14 protein-coding genes are annotated in these 16,266 nt (G+C 53.2%); 5 read left to right on the top strand and 9 right to left on the bottom strand.

Annotated elements, in window-relative coordinates:
• Positions 1-94 precede the first annotated feature (94 nt).
• A complete protein-coding gene (thiM, locus tag ACPUC7_RS14190) occupies positions 95-880 on the top strand; it encodes a hydroxyethylthiazole kinase (RefSeq protein ID WP_494923398.1) in 786 nt (261 codons plus the stop codon).
• A 52-nt stretch (positions 881-932) separates the two neighbouring features.
• On the opposite strand, the gene ACPUC7_RS14185 is transcribed toward thiM, so the two are convergent.
• The 6 genes from ACPUC7_RS14185 to ACPUC7_RS14160 all read right to left on the bottom strand — a co-directional run bounded on the left by ACPUC7_RS14185 (position 933) and on the right by ACPUC7_RS14160 (position 7,591).
• On the bottom strand, positions 933-1,898 hold the full coding sequence (locus ACPUC7_RS14185) for a sugar-binding transcriptional regulator (protein WP_343554206.1): 966 nt from the start codon (positions 1,896-1,898) through the stop codon (positions 933-935).
• 163 nt (positions 1,899-2,061) lie between these two features.
• The gene (locus tag ACPUC7_RS14180) at positions 2,062-2,919 is read right to left on the bottom strand and encodes a phosphogluconate dehydrogenase C-terminal domain-containing protein (RefSeq protein WP_343554205.1); all 858 of its coding nucleotides are present in this window, start codon (positions 2,917-2,919) and stop codon (positions 2,062-2,064) included.
• Positions 2,920-2,923: 4 nt separating this feature from the next.
• Positions 2,924-3,733, bottom strand: coding sequence for a sugar phosphate isomerase/epimerase family protein (locus ACPUC7_RS14175; protein WP_494923397.1), 810 nt, complete (start codon positions 3,731-3,733; stop codon positions 2,924-2,926).
• Positions 3,730-4,506 carry a triose-phosphate isomerase family protein gene (locus ACPUC7_RS14170; RefSeq protein ID WP_494923396.1) on the bottom strand — a complete coding sequence of 259 codons (777 nt, stop codon included), beginning with the start codon at positions 4,504-4,506 and terminating at the stop codon, positions 3,730-3,732. Before ACPUC7_RS14170 ends, ACPUC7_RS14175 begins: the two co-directional genes overlap by 4 nt.
• A gap of 3 nt (positions 4,507-4,509) precedes the next feature.
• Positions 4,510-6,255 carry a dihydroxyacetone kinase family protein gene (locus ACPUC7_RS14165; RefSeq protein ID WP_494923395.1) on the bottom strand — a complete coding sequence of 582 codons (1,746 nt, stop codon included), beginning with the start codon at positions 6,253-6,255 and terminating at the stop codon, positions 4,510-4,512.
• A 1-nt stretch (position 6,256) separates the two neighbouring features.
• On the bottom strand, positions 6,257-7,591 hold the full coding sequence (locus ACPUC7_RS14160) for an MFS transporter (RefSeq protein WP_494923394.1): 1,335 nt from the start codon (positions 7,589-7,591) through the stop codon (positions 6,257-6,259).
• Between the two features lie 446 nt (positions 7,592-8,037).
• Here ACPUC7_RS14160 and ACPUC7_RS14155 point away from each other — a divergent pair, with 446 nt between their 5' ends.
• The 3 genes from ACPUC7_RS14155 to lplA all read left to right on the top strand — a co-directional run bounded on the left by ACPUC7_RS14155 (position 8,038) and on the right by lplA (position 11,700).
• Positions 8,038-8,496 carry an RpiB/LacA/LacB family sugar-phosphate isomerase gene (locus ACPUC7_RS14155; protein WP_494923393.1) on the top strand — a complete coding sequence of 153 codons (459 nt, stop codon included), beginning with the start codon at positions 8,038-8,040 and terminating at the stop codon, positions 8,494-8,496.
• Between the two features lie 30 nt (positions 8,497-8,526).
• Complete coding sequence (tkt, locus tag ACPUC7_RS14150) at positions 8,527-10,518, top strand: transketolase (RefSeq protein ID WP_494923392.1); 1,992 nt, start codon at positions 8,527-8,529, stop codon at positions 10,516-10,518.
• Positions 10,519-10,683: 165 nt separating this feature from the next.
• Positions 10,684-11,700, top strand: coding sequence for a lipoate--protein ligase (lplA, locus tag ACPUC7_RS14145; RefSeq protein WP_494923391.1), 1,017 nt, complete (start codon positions 10,684-10,686; stop codon positions 11,698-11,700).
• Positions 11,701-11,740: 40 nt separating this feature from the next.
• Here the strand turns inward: lplA and ACPUC7_RS14140 are convergent, their stop codons facing one another.
• A complete protein-coding gene (locus tag ACPUC7_RS14140) occupies positions 11,741-13,108 on the bottom strand; it encodes a PTS transporter subunit EIIC (protein ID WP_494923390.1) in 1,368 nt (455 codons plus the stop codon).
• 303 nt (positions 13,109-13,411) lie between these two features.
• On the opposite strand from ACPUC7_RS14140, the gene ACPUC7_RS14135 reads away from it, so the two are divergent.
• The gene (locus tag ACPUC7_RS14135; protein ID WP_494923389.1) at positions 13,412-14,611 is read left to right on the top strand and encodes an enolase C-terminal domain-like protein; all 1,200 of its coding nucleotides are present in this window, start codon (positions 13,412-13,414) and stop codon (positions 14,609-14,611) included.
• Between the two features lies 1 nt (position 14,612).
• Here the strand turns inward: ACPUC7_RS14135 and ACPUC7_RS14130 are convergent, their stop codons facing one another.
• Positions 14,613-15,329, bottom strand: a complete 717-nt coding sequence (locus ACPUC7_RS14130) for a GntR family transcriptional regulator (RefSeq protein WP_494923388.1) — start codon at positions 15,327-15,329, stop codon at positions 14,613-14,615.
• 78 nt (positions 15,330-15,407) lie between these two features.
• Positions 15,408-16,094 (bottom strand): pirin family protein, encoded by a 687-nt coding sequence (locus ACPUC7_RS14125; protein WP_494923387.1) that lies wholly within the window; start codon positions 16,092-16,094, stop codon positions 15,408-15,410.
• Between the last annotated feature and the right edge of the window lie 172 nt (positions 16,095-16,266).

Here is a 16,266-nt window from a genome sequence, read left to right as displayed (position 1 = left end):
TATCCTGCGCTTAACCTCAACAAGAGCATTAGGTTATGAGTTAGAACGGCCTTACCATAGCGGCATTAGTTACCCATTCATCCAAGGAATTTGCATGCAGCAGCTCACCTGGCAAGATAGTGCCGTCCGTGACGTACGCCGCCACATCAAACTCGCCAAGCCGTTTTGCTACGGCATGACCAATTACATTGCCACTAACCTCTCCGCCAATGTGTTATTAGCGGTCGGCGCAGCACCAGCGATTGGCGGTGCGATGGATTGGCCAACGGTGTTTGGTGCCAATGCCAATGCGGTATGGATCAATTCCGCCTGTTTGATGAGCGATTCGCCGCATCAGGTAAGCCAAACCGCGCAAGCAGCTCATGCAGCGGGTGTGCCTTGGGTACTGGATCCAGTGGCGCTCGGTGCCGGAGCCAGCGAATACGATCAGGTGGTGCTGGGATTGCTGGCGTTTAAGCCCACCGCCATTCGCGGCAATGCGTCAGAATTGATTGCGCTCACCGGCGGCCAAGGTGGCGGTAAAGGCGTGGAAACCACCTTAACCTCACAAGATGCCTTGCCGTATATCGAAGAATTCGCCCGTCGCCAGGGTTGCATTATGGCGGTAAGCGGTCCGGTGGATTACATCACCGATGGCACACGCACGGTATCTGTCACGGGTGGCGATGCCCGTCTCACGCAAGTCACCGGCGCGGGATGCAGTTTGGGCGCATTGATTGCCGCAGCGCTCTCGTCGCCCACAGATCCATTAACCGCCGTTGCCGCCGCGCACGCGTTTTATGCCGAAGCCAGCCAACGCGCGTCCGGCGCACAAGGCACCGGCAGTTTTGCCGTGGCATTTCTGGATGCATTATCGCTGCTGGATTCTGATGGGGTTTAGTATTCGTTGATCGGTCGCCAAAAATGGCGACCCTAAGGTGAAAGTGCCGTTTTTACTGCGACAAACTCAAAATAGTGCGGATGTTTTGCGCGGTGGTGGCAATGATATCGATGGCACCGGTGCGTAGCGCGCCGAGAATCGCCATCGCTTTGGTGTTTTCCGAGGCGATAGCAATCACGCACGGGATTTTGCGTAATTCTTCGATACTCAAACCAATCACCCGATCGTTCATCACCGTGTCAACGTGCTGGCCCTGCGAATTGAAGAAGTCATAGCCCGCGACATCGCCGGTCACGCCCTGATTGACGCTGGCATCAATGATTTCATGCGGCGTGAACCAGCCGAGTTTGACCATATAGCTGTTTTCGTTCATGTCGCCAATTCCCACCAACGCCACATCGGCTTTGCGCGCACGATCCAGCGTTTCTTTGATGGTGCCGTTTTGCATGAAGGCATCACGCAGCGCACGGTTCTCAACATAGGCCGGTGCATACAGCGTTTCACTGATACCACCAAACTTCTTCGCCAAACGACGACTGATGTGATCGGCGTTGATGGCATCGCCGGGACGATGCGTACCGCCAATGCCGCTGATAAACAGGCAATTGCGCGTGGGCACCTGACCAGGATAATCGGCGACAGCGGCGACATTGCGTCCTTGCCCAACCGCGACAATCGCGTCGTCTTTAAGCGACTGTGCCAAATGAGACGACACTAATGCCGCTACCTGACGACGCTGCTCTTCTGCATCCGGCTGATCCAGTGCAATCAGCGCCCGTTGCAGTTGTGGAAAACGGTTTTGTAGCTGTTGTTCGAGGCGGGTGCTGAATACTGGATGATAACGCACGTTGATCTCAACGATGCCCTCTTCGCGCGCACGCTTGAGCAAGCGGCCAACTTTGATTCGGGAAATACCAAACTTACGCGCAATCTCCTCCTGGGTGATTTCGTCCTGATAATAGGCGACAGCAATTTCCGTCAGCAGCTCGGAGTCCTGAGAAAGCGTGTTTTTTTCCATCCGTAACCTGTCTTGTTTAAGATCGTGCAAACCGTACAAAATCGTACCGTATCGTTGTAGGGTCGCCATTTATGGTGACCAAAACGCTTAGGGAAGGAGTTATATCATTGATACGACTCGCTTCGCCAGACGGCAGCGAGGCGAGTCGCAAGGTGCATCACGCTTAGCGCTTGATTGCGTCGATTTTCAGCATGCGGGCAATCACGATATCCAGCTCTTTCTGATCGAAAATCTGTTTCCAGTCAGGCTTAACGATCTTCTCGCGCCCGTATTCCATAGCGATCATGCAAGCATCCGAGAACGGGTTGGTGGCGCGGAACGCTACAGCCAAAGCTATCTGAATATGGCCGTACAACATCGCTTTCGCTGCTTCTTCCGGTACGCCGCTGTGTTTGACTGTTTCATCCAGCGCTTCTTTCATAAATGCACCGACCATGCAGGCCACGGTTTCTACCAGCGTAGGTTCGAGATAAGCCAGTTGTGTTACGGTCACCCAATGCACTTCTTCCACCGGGCCGTACATCACGCTGATTACTTTGCTCAGCTCGGCTTTTTGCGCATCAGAACCGGTTTCATAGGAAGCTGCCACGTGCTGCACTGCCGCGATACCACCGAACGCATCAGCGTGTTCTTCTTTGGTGTAACGCTCGAGGAATACTGATGGATGGCATGGATGTGCCACCGCGTATTCGATGCCATCACGATGGGCAATCAGATTCGCATAGGCCGCCGCCGGATCCAGCGTCAGCAAAATCGCGCCTGGCTTCATCTGCGGCACCACGCCTTCCGATACTTTGCCCAACACGATATCCGGTACCGCTAAAATCACCACATCACTCAATGGCACCACTGATGCCGCGTCAGAAAGCTCACGACCTTGTGCGCTTACCTGCTCTTGCGCCTTCGGCGAATTCTCACAGTAAAATACCTGGTAATCGCTTTTCTGGAAGTTGGCAGAAATGCGCATACCCATTTTGCCGCCCGCGCCAATCACGGTGATAGTTTTCAGTTGCACGCTCATGTTATTACTCCTGATCTTGTTTACTACGTAAGAATTCAACGGTGCGACGAGTCCATTCGGCTTCTCGCTCGCAGGTCAACGCGGCATCGTCCTGCCACGGCAACCAGTGTTCGACGATTTGGTTAATTTCGCGTTCTGCCGGACGAACCGCAGCAATCATGCGGTCATAATCCAGCAAGCCTTCGCCCATGGGGCAACCGGCAAAGGTAAAGCCGACCCAGCCATCACGACGTGTAAAGGCAAAGTCTTTGATATGCAGATTGCCGACGCGTGCGGCGGTGTTGGCGATCACCTGTTCAGGCAGTTCCAATCCAGCGACACAGTTGGCAGGGTCGAGACACACGCCCAACCACGGCGACAGAAACTTGTTGATCACCGACATCATCGCGCCGCTGTTGACCTGTTCGTATGTCTCCAGACAAAGACGCACCTGCTGGCGTGCAAAATCAGGCAACACTGCTGCAATCAGTTCAGCGGCTTCATCCAGCGACGGGCGATGTTCGGCGGTGTAGAACATTGAACGCACCACTCGCGCATCCAGAATATTCGCCATATGCAAATAGCGACGCAGGTGCGCCGTACCCAACCCGCGGGTGCCAAGTTCCAGTGTGATGCCGAGTGCATCCGCCTGCTGACGCAAGGCTTGCAACTGTTCGTCAGACCAGCTTTCAATCGCCGGGTAATCGCAAATCTGGAATACCGACACATCAAGATCGGCAGTCTGTTGCAGCATCTGTGGCAGCGACAGTGGGTTGTCTACTTTCGACGACATGCGCCAGAAGAAGGCGTAAGTGCTGAGTCCGATACGGCTCATGAACCGAGCTCCTGAGCCAGCTCACTGGCTTCATCAATAATTTGTGCCAACGCTTGTGGATCATGGGCAAATCGACCAAGGAACAGGCCATTGACGTCCGCGCCAAGGCGCTGAATCAGTCCCGGACCGGCACTGCCACCGTAAATGATTTTTAACGTGATGCCCGCAGGTGTCGCCAGTTGCTGCAATCCGGCACACACTTCGCGAATGTAGCTGTCGGGGGCCGGTTGCGGCGCGCCAATTGCCCATTGCGGTTCATAGGCGAAGAACACCTCGCCGGTTAATCCTTGCGCCACCGCATCGGCCAGCGCTTCCGCTAACTGTTGTTCGCACAGCGCAATCGCCTGCTGCGGTTCTGCCTGCTGCTCTTCACCAATGCACAGCACCGGCGTTAACCCGTGACGCAGTGACATCGCCACTTTGGCGGCAATCTGCGCTTTATCTTCATGGAAATGGCGACGGCGTTCCGCGTGACCAATTTCCGCCAGCGAACAGCCTAATTCTTGCAACATGCTGGCGCTGACTTCCCCGGTCCACGCACCCTTCTCCGCCTGACACACATCCTGCCCGCCAAAGCGCACCGGCGTATTGGCAAAGATGTCGGCAATCGCCGGGATCGCCGGATACGCGGGCAGAATAAACAGGCCAACGTCGCCGTTTTTCACTGCTGGACGTTCGGCCAGCGTCGCCACCTCACGACACCACTGCAACGTTTGCTGATAACCGAAATACATTTTTAAACTGACGCCGAGCCAGATTTTTGGCTGAGACATGCTTCAAGCTCCTTGTTCAGAGGCACTGTGTTCTTTTAGCAGATCGCCGACGGTATTCACGATTAAAGCGAGAGAAATTGCACCCGCATCCGGCGTGCCGACGCTTTTTTCTGCCAACGGACGCGCACGCCCCATTTTCGGCACTAACTGCGCGGTATCCTGCGCGGCTTTATCCGCCACCTGTGCCGCCGTCAGCCAGGCATCGGTTAATGATGCGCCTTCGGCAACTGCGCTACTTAAGCTGTCGCTGAACGGCACCAGCACATCGACCATGGTTTTATCGCCAACGCGCGCTTTACCGAAGTGCATGATGCCTTCTTTGGCTTCGCGTACGCCGGTTGCTACACGCTGCGCATTCGGCGTCTCGCGGTCGCCAATGGCGGTGCCGAGGGCAGTCAGCGCCACGCCCCACAATGCGCCCGAAGTCCCACCGGCTTTATCTGCCCACGCATCCGCAGCGCGGCACAGCAAACTGCCCGCGCCAGCACCCAGCGCCGCCACTTCACTCGCTTTTTCCACCGCACCTAAAACGCCACGCTCCATACCAATACCGTGGTCGCCGTCACCGGCTACCGCATCAATATCACCTAATCTTTCTGCGTTACGCTGTAACATTTCGGCCACGGCTTCCAGCAGATGCAGCACACGTTTCGCGCTCTCTCGCGCTTCTGGCGTTGCGGCGGGCAAGGCTTCTTCGCTGCTCTCTTCCAGTTCTGCGGCGCTCAGTGGTTCAGCCACCAACACGCTGCCCTTGCGATAAGCGGGCGCATTGGTTGGTGCGCGCCATAAGGTTTCCAACTCGTCATCCAACCACATCAGCGTCAGCGAAGCGCCAGCCATATTGAAGCTGGTGACAAACTCGCCGACATCCGGCTCAACTACCTGCAATTTTGCCGCGTCGAGCAGTTGCGCCACGCGACGATAGACGACAAATAACTCTTCATACTTCACCGAACCCAAACCGTTGAGGATCACCGCTACACGTTTACCTTCGGTTTGTGTGATGTCGGCAGGCACGTCGCTCAGTAAGCGTTCAACAAAGATTTCCGCCAGTTCATCGGCAGTCGGCATATCAGTTTCTTTAATGCCAGGTTCGCCGTGAATCCCCAGACCCAGCGCCATGCGCCCTTTTTCCACTTCGAACAACGGATGGGATGCGCCCGGCAAGCTGCAACCGGAGAATGCCACCCCGAAGGTGCGAGTGCGTGCATTGGCGTGTTGCGCCAGTTGCAGCACCTGCGCTAAGTCGTGACCGGCTTCGGCGGCGGCGCTGGCAGCTTTGAACACGCACAAATCACCGGCTACACCGCGACGTTTTTCAATTTCCTCTTTGCTCGCGCTGGAGATGTCGTCGGTCACCGCCAGCACTTCACAGGCAATGCCTTCCGCCCGCAGACGTTCGCACGCCTGGCCGAAATGCAGCACGTCACCCGCGTAGTTACCGAACATCAGTAGCACGCCTGCGCCGTTGTGCGCCGCCCGCGCCACGTTGTAGATCTGCTGGGCAGACGGCGAAGCGAATAAGTTGCCCATCGCCGCGCCGTGCGCCAGACCTTGTCCAACCAACCCGGCGAACGCCGGATAGTGGCCGGAACCGCCACCGACAATCACCGCCACCGTATTCGGCTGGCTGCGGGTGCTGCGCACCACGCCACCTGGAACCTGACGGACTTTATCGGCGTTCGCGGCGACAAAGCCTTCAATGAGCTCAGCGGCAAAGGCTGAAGGTTGGTTAAACAGGTAAGTCATTTTATTGCTCCTGAGCTAAAGAGGTCGGCTGAGACGACGAGCGACTACGGTTAAGTAACAGCATGAGGAAAGCGGACAACAGCATGAATCCACCGACCACAAACATCGGCAAGGCGTAGCTGTTGGTGGCGTCATGCAATGCACCGGTGATGTAGCCCGCGGAGAAGCCTGCCACGTTTCCTAAGGTGTTGATCAAGGCAATGGCTGCGGCGGCAGACGCGCCGGTCAGGAATTGCGTTGGCAGAGTCCAGAAGTTGGGTAACGCTGCAAAGATCGAGCTGGCGGTAATCGCGATCACCATGATGGTGGTGAACGGCGAATCCATATACAGCGCCAACGGAACGCTAATACCGCCGGCCAGTGCCGGAATGGCGATGTGCCAGGTTTTGCAACCGCGACGGGTGGCATCTTTCGACCAGAAGAACATCACCACAGCAGCAATCAGATACGGCACGCCGGTGATCAGCCCTTTCTGCATCACGTTAAAGGTGGTGCCAAACTGCTGCTGGAAGCCAGCGATAATGGTTGGCAGGAAGAACGCCAGCGCATACAGGCCGTAGATGAAGCCGAAATAGATCAGGCACAGCATCCACACGCGACCGTTACCCATCACCGAGCGCAGGCTGTGTTTCTGATGGCCCTGCTTCTGCTGATGTTCGGTTTCCAACTCATTGGTCAGCCAGGTTTTCTCTTCGCTGGTCAGCCATTTGGCTTGACGCGGCGAATCAACCAGCCAGAACAGCGCCGCAAAACCGATCAGAATCGCAGGAATCGACACGCCCATAAACATCACGCGCCAGCCTTCCATGCCAAACAAACCATGTTGTTCAATCAGCGATGCGGCCAGCGGCGCACCAAATACCACCGTCAGCGGCTGTGCCAGATAGAACAGCGACAGGATCTTACTGCGATGGCGCGCCGGTACCCACATGCTGAGATAGAGAATCGCGCCCGGGAAGAAGCCCGCTTCGGCGATCCCCAGCAACAGACGCAGCGTATACAGCCCTTCGACACTGCTCACCCAAGTGAACAGCAGAGAAACAATCCCCCAACTGATCATGATGCGCGCCAGCCAGCGACGCGCGCCGAACTTGTGCAGCGCCAGGTTGCTGGGCACTTCTAACAGGATGTAGCCAATAAAGAAGATGCCGGACGCCAGACCGAATTGTAGCGCGGTCAGACCGAGATCCTGCGTCATGCCATTGGGTCCAGCAAAGGAGATCGCCGTACGATCGAGGAAGTTGATAAAGAACATCAGCGCCACGAACGGCACTAAACGCCAGGAGATTTTTTTGATGGTGGATTTTTCCACCGCCGTCATTGTTTGTTGATTCATAACGCACCTCCACGACGTGCGTGAGTGTTCATTTCATTGATTGGTGTTGACCAAACGCAAAGGAGGCGCTGGTTGCAGGTGTACTGAGAGGGACGGCGTAAATGACACATGTTCGAGTCCTCGATGGGTCTTCTTGTACATTGGTATAGTCATGCGAACAAATGAACACTACACGGATAAATGCTCATCACTCAACTGCAACTCTCGAAAGTGTGAGCAGCTTCATGAGATTTGATTTCAGCTAATTTATCGGAGTTTTACCGTGATGTGAGGCGCAACAAGCCCTGAAGCGGGCATTTGAGTTAAGTTTCCGCCTCAATCCTGACTTTGCTCATATGAACGACTATTGAACATATGATTGTTTTTATGGCAGGCTGTGGATGAACATCTTCTCGCCTGCGAAACAAATGTGCAGGCGTCAATGCAAACCCTGCAGGAGTCCTACAATGAAAACCATCGCAATTGGCGCCGATGATGCGGCTATTGAATTGAAAAACATCATTAAAAAACTGCTGGAAGAGAAAGAGTATGTGGTGACCGATTACACCAACGACGCGCAAAACGAACGTCCGATGTATCCGGATGTGGCATTTGCACTGGCCACCGCCATCCAGAAAAACGAATTTGAGCGCGGTATTTTGCTGTGCGGCACCGGTATCGGCGTGGCGATTGTTGCCAACAAAGTGGAAGGCGTGCGCGCGGCACAATGCCACGACACCTTCTCCGCTGAACGTGCGCGTAAGAGTAATAATGCGCAGATCATGACCATGGGCGCGCGCGTCATCGGTCCTGAACTGGCGAAGAATATTGTCAACGCCTGGCTGGCATCCGAGTTTGAAGGCGGCGGTTCAACCGCCAAAGTGGAAAAGATCGGTTACTACGAGCAAGTCTCACACGCTAAATAATCGCGACTGCTTACCTCTGGAGAATTTTTTATGTCATCACGCCGGGAAAGAGCCAACGCCATCCGCGCTTTGAGCATGGATGGCGTGCAACAAGCCAATTCAGGTCATCCGGGTGCCCCGATGGGCATGGCGGACATTGCTGAAGTCTTGTGGCTCGACTTTTTGCAACACAATCCACGCAATCCTAACTGGGCCAACCGTGACCGTTTCGTGTTATCGAACGGTCACGGCTCAATGCTGATTTATAGCCTGTTGCACCTTACCGGCTACGATCTGCCGCTCAGCGAATTAAAAAATTTCCGCCAGATGCACTCCAAAACGCCTGGTCATCCGGAGTTTGGTTACACGCCGGGCGTCGAAACCACCACCGGCCCGCTGGGTCAGGGCATCGCTAACGCGGTAGGCTTTGCGATTGCTGAACGCACGCTGGCGGCGCAGTTCAACCGTCCAGACCATGACATTGTAGACCACAACACTTACGTGTTCATGGGCGACGGCTGCATGATGGAAGGTATCTCACACGAAGTCTGCTCCATCGCCGGTACCCTGAAACTGGGCAAACTGGTTGCCTTCTATGATGACAACGGCATCTCTATCGACGGTCACGTGGATGGCTGGTTCACCGATGACACCGCAAAACGCTTCGAAGCTTACGGCTGGCACGTGGTGCGCGGCGTGGACGGTCACGATGCCGACGCGATTAAGAAAGCCGTGGAAGAAGCCAAAGCGGTTTCCGACAAGCCTTCACTGCTGATGTGCAAAACCGTAATTGGTTTCGGTTCACCGAACAAAGCTGGCACGCACGATTCGCACGGCGCACCGCTGGGCGCGGATGAAATCGCCCTGACCCGCAAGCAACTGGGCTGGAACCACGCTCCGTTTGAAATCCCGTCTGACATCTATGCGCAGTGGGATGCCAAAGAAGCCGGCCAGGCGAAAGAGTCGGCGTGGGATAAGAAATTCGCGGCTTACGCCGCTGCCCATCCGGAACTGGCTGCTGAGTTCAAGCGTCGCGTCAACAACGCGCTGCCAGCTAACTGGGCAACCGAATCGCAGAAATTCATTGAGCAGTTGCAGGCCAATCCGGCGAAAATCGCCAGCCGCAAAGCCTCGCAGAACGCCATTGAAGCCTTCGGTAAAATCCTGCCGGAATACCTCGGCGGCTCCGCTGACCTGGCGCCAAGCAACCTCACCATGTGGTCAGGCTCTAAGCCGATCAACGAAGATGCGGCCGGTAACTACATCCATTACGGCGTGCGTGAATTCGGCATGACCGCGATTGCCAACGGTATCGCGCTGCACGGCGGCTTCCTGCCGTACACCGCCACCTTCCTGATGTTCGTGGAATACGCGCGTAACGCGGCGCGTATGGCCGCGCTGATGAAAATCCGTCAGGTAATGGTTTACACCCACGATTCGATTGGTCTGGGCGAAGATGGCCCGACGCATCAGCCGGTTGAGCAGATGGCCAGCCTGCGCGTGACGCCAAACATGAGCCTGTGGCGTCCATGCGACCAGGTTGAATCCGCGGTAGCGTGGAAATACGCTATCGAACGCGTTGACGGCCCATCGGCGCTGATCTTCTCGCGTCAGAACCTGGCGCAGCAGGATCGTACGGCTGAGCAGCTGGCAAACGTGGCGCGCGGCGGTTACGTGCTGAAAGACAGCAACGGCACGCCGGAACTGATCCTGATCGCCACCGGTTCAGAAGTGGAACTGGCGGTAGGTGCGTACGAGCAACTGACGGCAGAAGGTCGCAAGGTGCGCGTGGTGTCTATGCCATCGACCGATGCGTTTGATAAGCAGGATGCCGCCTATCGTGAATCCGTGCTGCCGAAAGCAGTTGCTGCGCGCGTAGCGATTGAAGCCGGTATCGCCGATTACTGGTTCAAATACACCGGCCTGAACGGCGCAATCGTCGGCATGACCACCTTTGGTGAGTCTGCGCCAGCGGACCAGCTGTTCAAAGAGTTCGGCTTTACGGTTGCGAACGTGGTTAAAACCGCGAAATCGATTTTGTAAATTTGGTTAGCTGGTGCCTGGCAGGGGCGCCACTACGATCAATGCGAAGGGGCGGCCCGATTGGGTCGCCCTTGTTATATTCATCCTCAAACCTATATTACCTTTCCATCACGTTACGCGTATCCTTACTTCCGCTTGCCCTTTTCTCACGGAACTGGAGGAATAATGTCCACCTTACGTTTGCTCATTTCTGACTCGCACGATCCCTGGTTTAACCTCGCTGTTGAGGAGTGTATTTTCCGCCAAATGCCCACTACCCAGCGGGTGCTTTTTCTTTGGCAAAATGCAGAAACCGTGGTGATTGGCCGCGCGCAAAACCCATGGAAAGAGTGCAATACGCGTCGCATGGCGGAAGATGGCATCAAACTGGCGCGTCGTAGCAGCGGTGGTGGCGCGGTGTTCCATGATCTGGGAAATTGCTGCTTCACTTTTATGGCCGGTAAACCGGAATATGACAAAACCGTGTCCACGGCGATTATCCTCCGGGCGCTTGAGCAGCTTGGATTGAGCGCTGAAGCCTCTGGCCGCAACGATATCGTAGTCAACGTGGGCGTTGAAATGCGTAAAATTTCCGGTTCTGCTTATAAAGAAACGCCCGATCGCGGCTTCCATCACGGCACTTTCTTGATGAATGCCGATTTGTCGCGTCTGGCGGATTACCTCAATCCTGATATCAAGAAACTTCAGGCAAAAGGCATTAGCTCGGTGCGCTCACGCGTAGCCAATATTGCCGATTTAGTGCCCAACGTGAGTTTCGATACTATTTGCCGTGAAGTGATCGCCGCTTACTTTGCTTATTATCAGGAGCAGTGCGAACCGGAACATATCTCCCCTGCCGCGCTGCCTGATTTGCCCGGTTTTAAAGAACAGTTTGCACGTCAAAGTAGTTGGGAATGGAATTTTGGCAATGCGCCTGATTTCTCACATCTGTTAAATGAGCGCTTTGTTTGGGGCGGTGTAGAGATTCACTTTGATGTGGAACGTGGCGTGATTTCACGCTGCCAGATTTTCACCGATAGCCTGAATCCATCACCGTTAGAGACGCTGGCGATGCGCCTGCAAGGCACGGTGTATCGACCGGAAACTATCACAACGCAATTGCAGCAGTTGAAAGTGGAATTCCCTGAGCAGATGAATGAGTTAAATCAGCTTGAAAACTGGCTGGTGAAAAGTGTCAGTTAATGACAATTGGGTCGCCATTAATGGCGACCCAACGGGATGCTTATTCAGATTCCTTGCCGACCAACAGCAATGTCAAACTAAATGACAAGATCAAAGCAATCAATACGCCGGAAATCGCCCAGATAAAGTACGGTCCAATATAGGCCGGTAAACTGAAGATACTGGAAAGAATATAACCGTAGATACGCACACCAAAGAAGCCAATAAATGCAGAGGCTAGTGCGCTGGAAACGGTTGCTGCAATAAAGGCTTTCTTATAGCGCGTCAGCACACCAAATAATGCCGGTTCGGTGATACCCAATAATGCCGAGATAGCAGCAGAAAGCGTCACCACTTTATCCTGGCGGTTTTTACTTAATTTCCAGATAGCAAAAGTCGCGCCCGCAATCGACATATTCGCCATAAACATCATCGGCATGAGCATGTCATAACCGCGATCGCTGAAGTTTTGCAGCGCTATTGGCGTCATGGCATGGTGCATGCCGGTCAGTACCGCAACCGGACGTATAGCGCCAACCACTAAACCGGCGAAACTGGAAGAGATGGTAAATAAGCCCTCAATAAACAGCGCCAATCCCTTGCCTAGCCAAATGCCCATTGGGCCAATCACCACCAGCGCAGTCAGCGCGGCGAGAAATAAGGTTAAGGTTGGTGTAAACACCGTTTTTAATACATCCGGCATAATGCGGTCCACCCAGCGATGGAGGTAACTCAATGCCAGAATGGAGAAAATAACCGGAATAACGCTGGAGGCATAATTAAATACCGAAACAGGAATCACGCCAATCAACCAGAAAGCGCTCACCGCCCCTTCCTGATGCGCAGCCAACGATTTTGCCGCGTCAATTAATGACGGATACATCAAGCAGGCTGCGACGGCGGCGGCGAGATATTCGTTGGTTTTAAATATTTTCGCGGCGGAAACCGCCAAAAAGAACGGCAAGAAATAGAATACGCCGCTGGCGATTAAATCAATCACCATCACCGTATCACTTTGCGCCGAGACCACTTTTAACGCCACTAATCCAGCCAGCAGGCCTTTAATCATTCCCGCACCGGCAATTGCCGGTACAATCGGACCAAATACGCCTGACACGGTATCCATAAACATCGACACCAGACTTTTGCGTGATTTTTCACTCGCCGTAGACGCAACGCTGTCATGATTCAATGCCGGAACGATTTGCTCGTACCAGCTATTTACTTTCGGTCCAATAATGATTTGAAATTGTTCACTCTGCATTTGCGCGCCAAGCACGCCAGGCAACATTTTAATTTCACTCTGCTGCACTTTATTGTCATCAATAAGATCAAAACGCAGACGCGTCATACAGTGCCAGACTTTATTTATATTGTTCTTACCACCCACTAACTGAATGATATTTTTTATAACGTCCTGCGTTGCCATACTTACTCCGGACTTAGAAAATGAGCCTGATTCAATCTGCACTGGATGGTAATGAATGATAACGACTTAAACAAACCAATAAATCATGATGACGATCACAAAACCCCGCTATAACTGGCCTAATAACTCGTAAACGACACAATTGGTCTGGTTTTTAATGGAAAAACCACTGATTTACCAACCAATATATTTTGTTTTAAAAAGCATTTGCGTCGCAATAAAAACGCAGTAATCATACGCAAAAATCGTTTTCCTCTGATGCTTTAATGCCCAGTGCAGACAATGCACAACAGGAGTATTTTCGTGACCCCAACGCTAATTGAACGTATTGAATGTTTCATCACCCGCCCCGACCGCCATAATTTAATTACTGTACGCGTCGCCACTAATAAAGGTATTACCGGCCACGGCTGCGCGACGTTTCAGCAACGTCCACTCGCGGTAAAAACCATGGTGGATGAATATTTGGTGCCGCTGTTACTCGGGCGCGATGCCAACAACATCGAAGATTTGTGGCAGATGATGAACGTTAATGCCTATTGGCGTAATGGGCCGGTCACTAATAATGCGATATCTGGCATTGATATGGCGCTGTGGGATATTAAAGCGCAGCTAGCGGATATGCCGTTATATCAACTGTGGGGAGGAAAAGCGCGTGATGCGATTGCCGCTTATACCCATGCCAGTGGCGAGACACTGGATGAACTGTATAACGCCGTCGATGACAAGTTAGCCCAAGGTTATCGCCATATTCGCTGCCAATTAGGCTTTTACGGTGGCACTGCGCAAGATCTTCATGCGCCAGAGAATTGCACCGCGGGGGCTTATTACTCGCAGCAACAATACATGGCGAATACGGTAGAAATGTTCCGCGCCTTGCGCGAAAAATACGGCTATCAATTCGAAATTTTGCATGATGTGCATGAACGTCTTTTCCCACAACAAGCCATTCAGCTGGTCAAACAGCTGGAACCGTTCATGCCCTATTTTATCGAAGATGTGTTGCCCCCTGCGCAAACCGCCTGGCTGGAACAACTGCGACAGCAAAGCGCCGTGCCGCTGGCTTTGGGGGAATTATTTAATAATCCGACCGAATGGCATGATTTAATTGTCAATCGCCGCATCGATTTTATTCGCTGCCACGTTTCTCAGATCGGCGGCATTACGCCAGCATTGAAGCTCGCAGCATTATGCCAGGCATTTGGTGTGCGATTGGCGTGGCATGGCCCAGGTGATATGACACCCATTGGCGTAGCGGTGAATACCCATCTGAATATTCACTTGCACAATGCGGCGATTCAGGAATTTATTCCGCGTTCAGTGCTAACCGATGCGGTTTTTCCCGGCGCGCCAGAAATCAACAAAGGATATATTTATCCACCGCAGGCTTCCGGTATTGGCGTTGGCTTTGATCAAACATTGGCGGAGCAATATCCAGTGGTTTATCGTCCACATGAATGGACGCAAAGCCGCTTACCTGACGGCACGATGCATACGCCGTAATTTAACGTTGCTGCTGGCGAAAGCGTAAATTGTCTTCATTATGCGGAATTAAATAGGTGCAGGTATAATTGATATCGACGATGTCGCTGATTTCATACACCTGCCCGCCCTGCAAAATACCACGATTGATAATATGCATGGCCGGGCTACCTTTTTTGCAGCCTAGAAGAGTGGCTTGTTCACGATTAATGTTAACCGCACGATAACTGGTTAATAAATGCGAAATTTGATAGCCCTTCGTCAACACATATTGTTGAATCGAACGTTCAATGATGTCACCGTTTAAGTCGGAAAATAACGTTGCTGGCATGCGTGAGGTTTCGATCTGCACCGCTACATTATCGACATAACGTAAGCGAGAAAATTGCCAAATAAATGCGTCATCGCTGATGGCGAAAATTTGTTGTTCATCGCCATCCGGGCGTCTTTTACGTAAGTTAATTGAACGATAGTGCATCTGATCAAAACGCTTTTCGGTGATCGAGTTATACACCAGCGGATTGTTGCGTACCGTCGGGTTAATCCAGATACCGGAACCTTGCACCACATTCACCGCGCCGATGCTCACCAGCTTTTCCAGTGCCTGTCTAATGGTAAAACGCGAAACGCCATACTCTTCGGCCAACTGGCGCTCGGGCGGTAATTTGCGCGGCGCCGTAGTGTCTTCCTGATAGATTTTGCTTAACAAATCCTGGGTAATGAACTCTTTCTTTTTCATTGAATTACCCTCCTTAGGTGCGATATCCGGCGATGATATCACACCTACAAAACCGCACAGCTGCCGTAGGGTCGCCATTTATGGTGACCGATTTATCCCGTCCTTTACCAGAAATGCTACCAAGAGCGCATCGCGTTCACCGCTCATCGCCGGTAGCGGCGCCGCATCACTGACAGAATCGCCCTGTTGCAGCCGCTCATTATCGATACGCACAATGCCATCCAACACGCTGATCCAGGTCGAAAATCCGGTGAGCTGCGGCGTAGCTACCTGCGCACCGCGTTGCAGTTTAAGATCATAGACATACACCGCCTGGCGCAGCGTTAACGGCGCATCACTTTCTGCTGGCCCTGCCAGTAATATCCAGCTATTGACCGCACTCTCTGCATCGCGCGTAAAGCTATTGACCCGCGGTTCACCGCCTAACTCAGTAGGCTGAATGTGAGCTTGCAGCATCTCAGTGGCGACAAAAGGCGCAGATTCCGCATAGCGTAACCCTTCACCCGCGCTGATGCTCATCACGCGCCGCGCATTGAGTGCCTGCTGCTCACCATTTTCGCGCGTATGTAGCAGCGATCCTCGCCAAACGTAGTTGAAAATTTCACTATTTTGCCGCGTCTGCTGCGGAATGCTGGCATCCACTTGTAATGACATTTGGTCGATAATCGCCAGTGGACCAAACGCTTCACCCGGACGCTGACGACGGATGCTAAAGGGACCATATTCAAACACCTGGTCACGATCGGCGCGCAGAATGTTCATCATGCAAGTCCTCAATAATGTTTCGTTAGCAACCATCATAGAGCCAAGCGCCAGCAAGAACAGGGGGATAAATTGTTCCCTCAAATCAGTTTTTTTGAATGAGCAACCTATAAAAAACTGGCTCTCCCCTCCTGTTGGACCCAATTTGGAAACATGAAATTTATTAATGTAGAGA

The sequence above is a fragment of the Pantoea sp. CFCC18179 genome (genome assembly GCF_059412405.1).
This window is presented reverse-complemented; position numbering and strand designations above follow the sequence as displayed.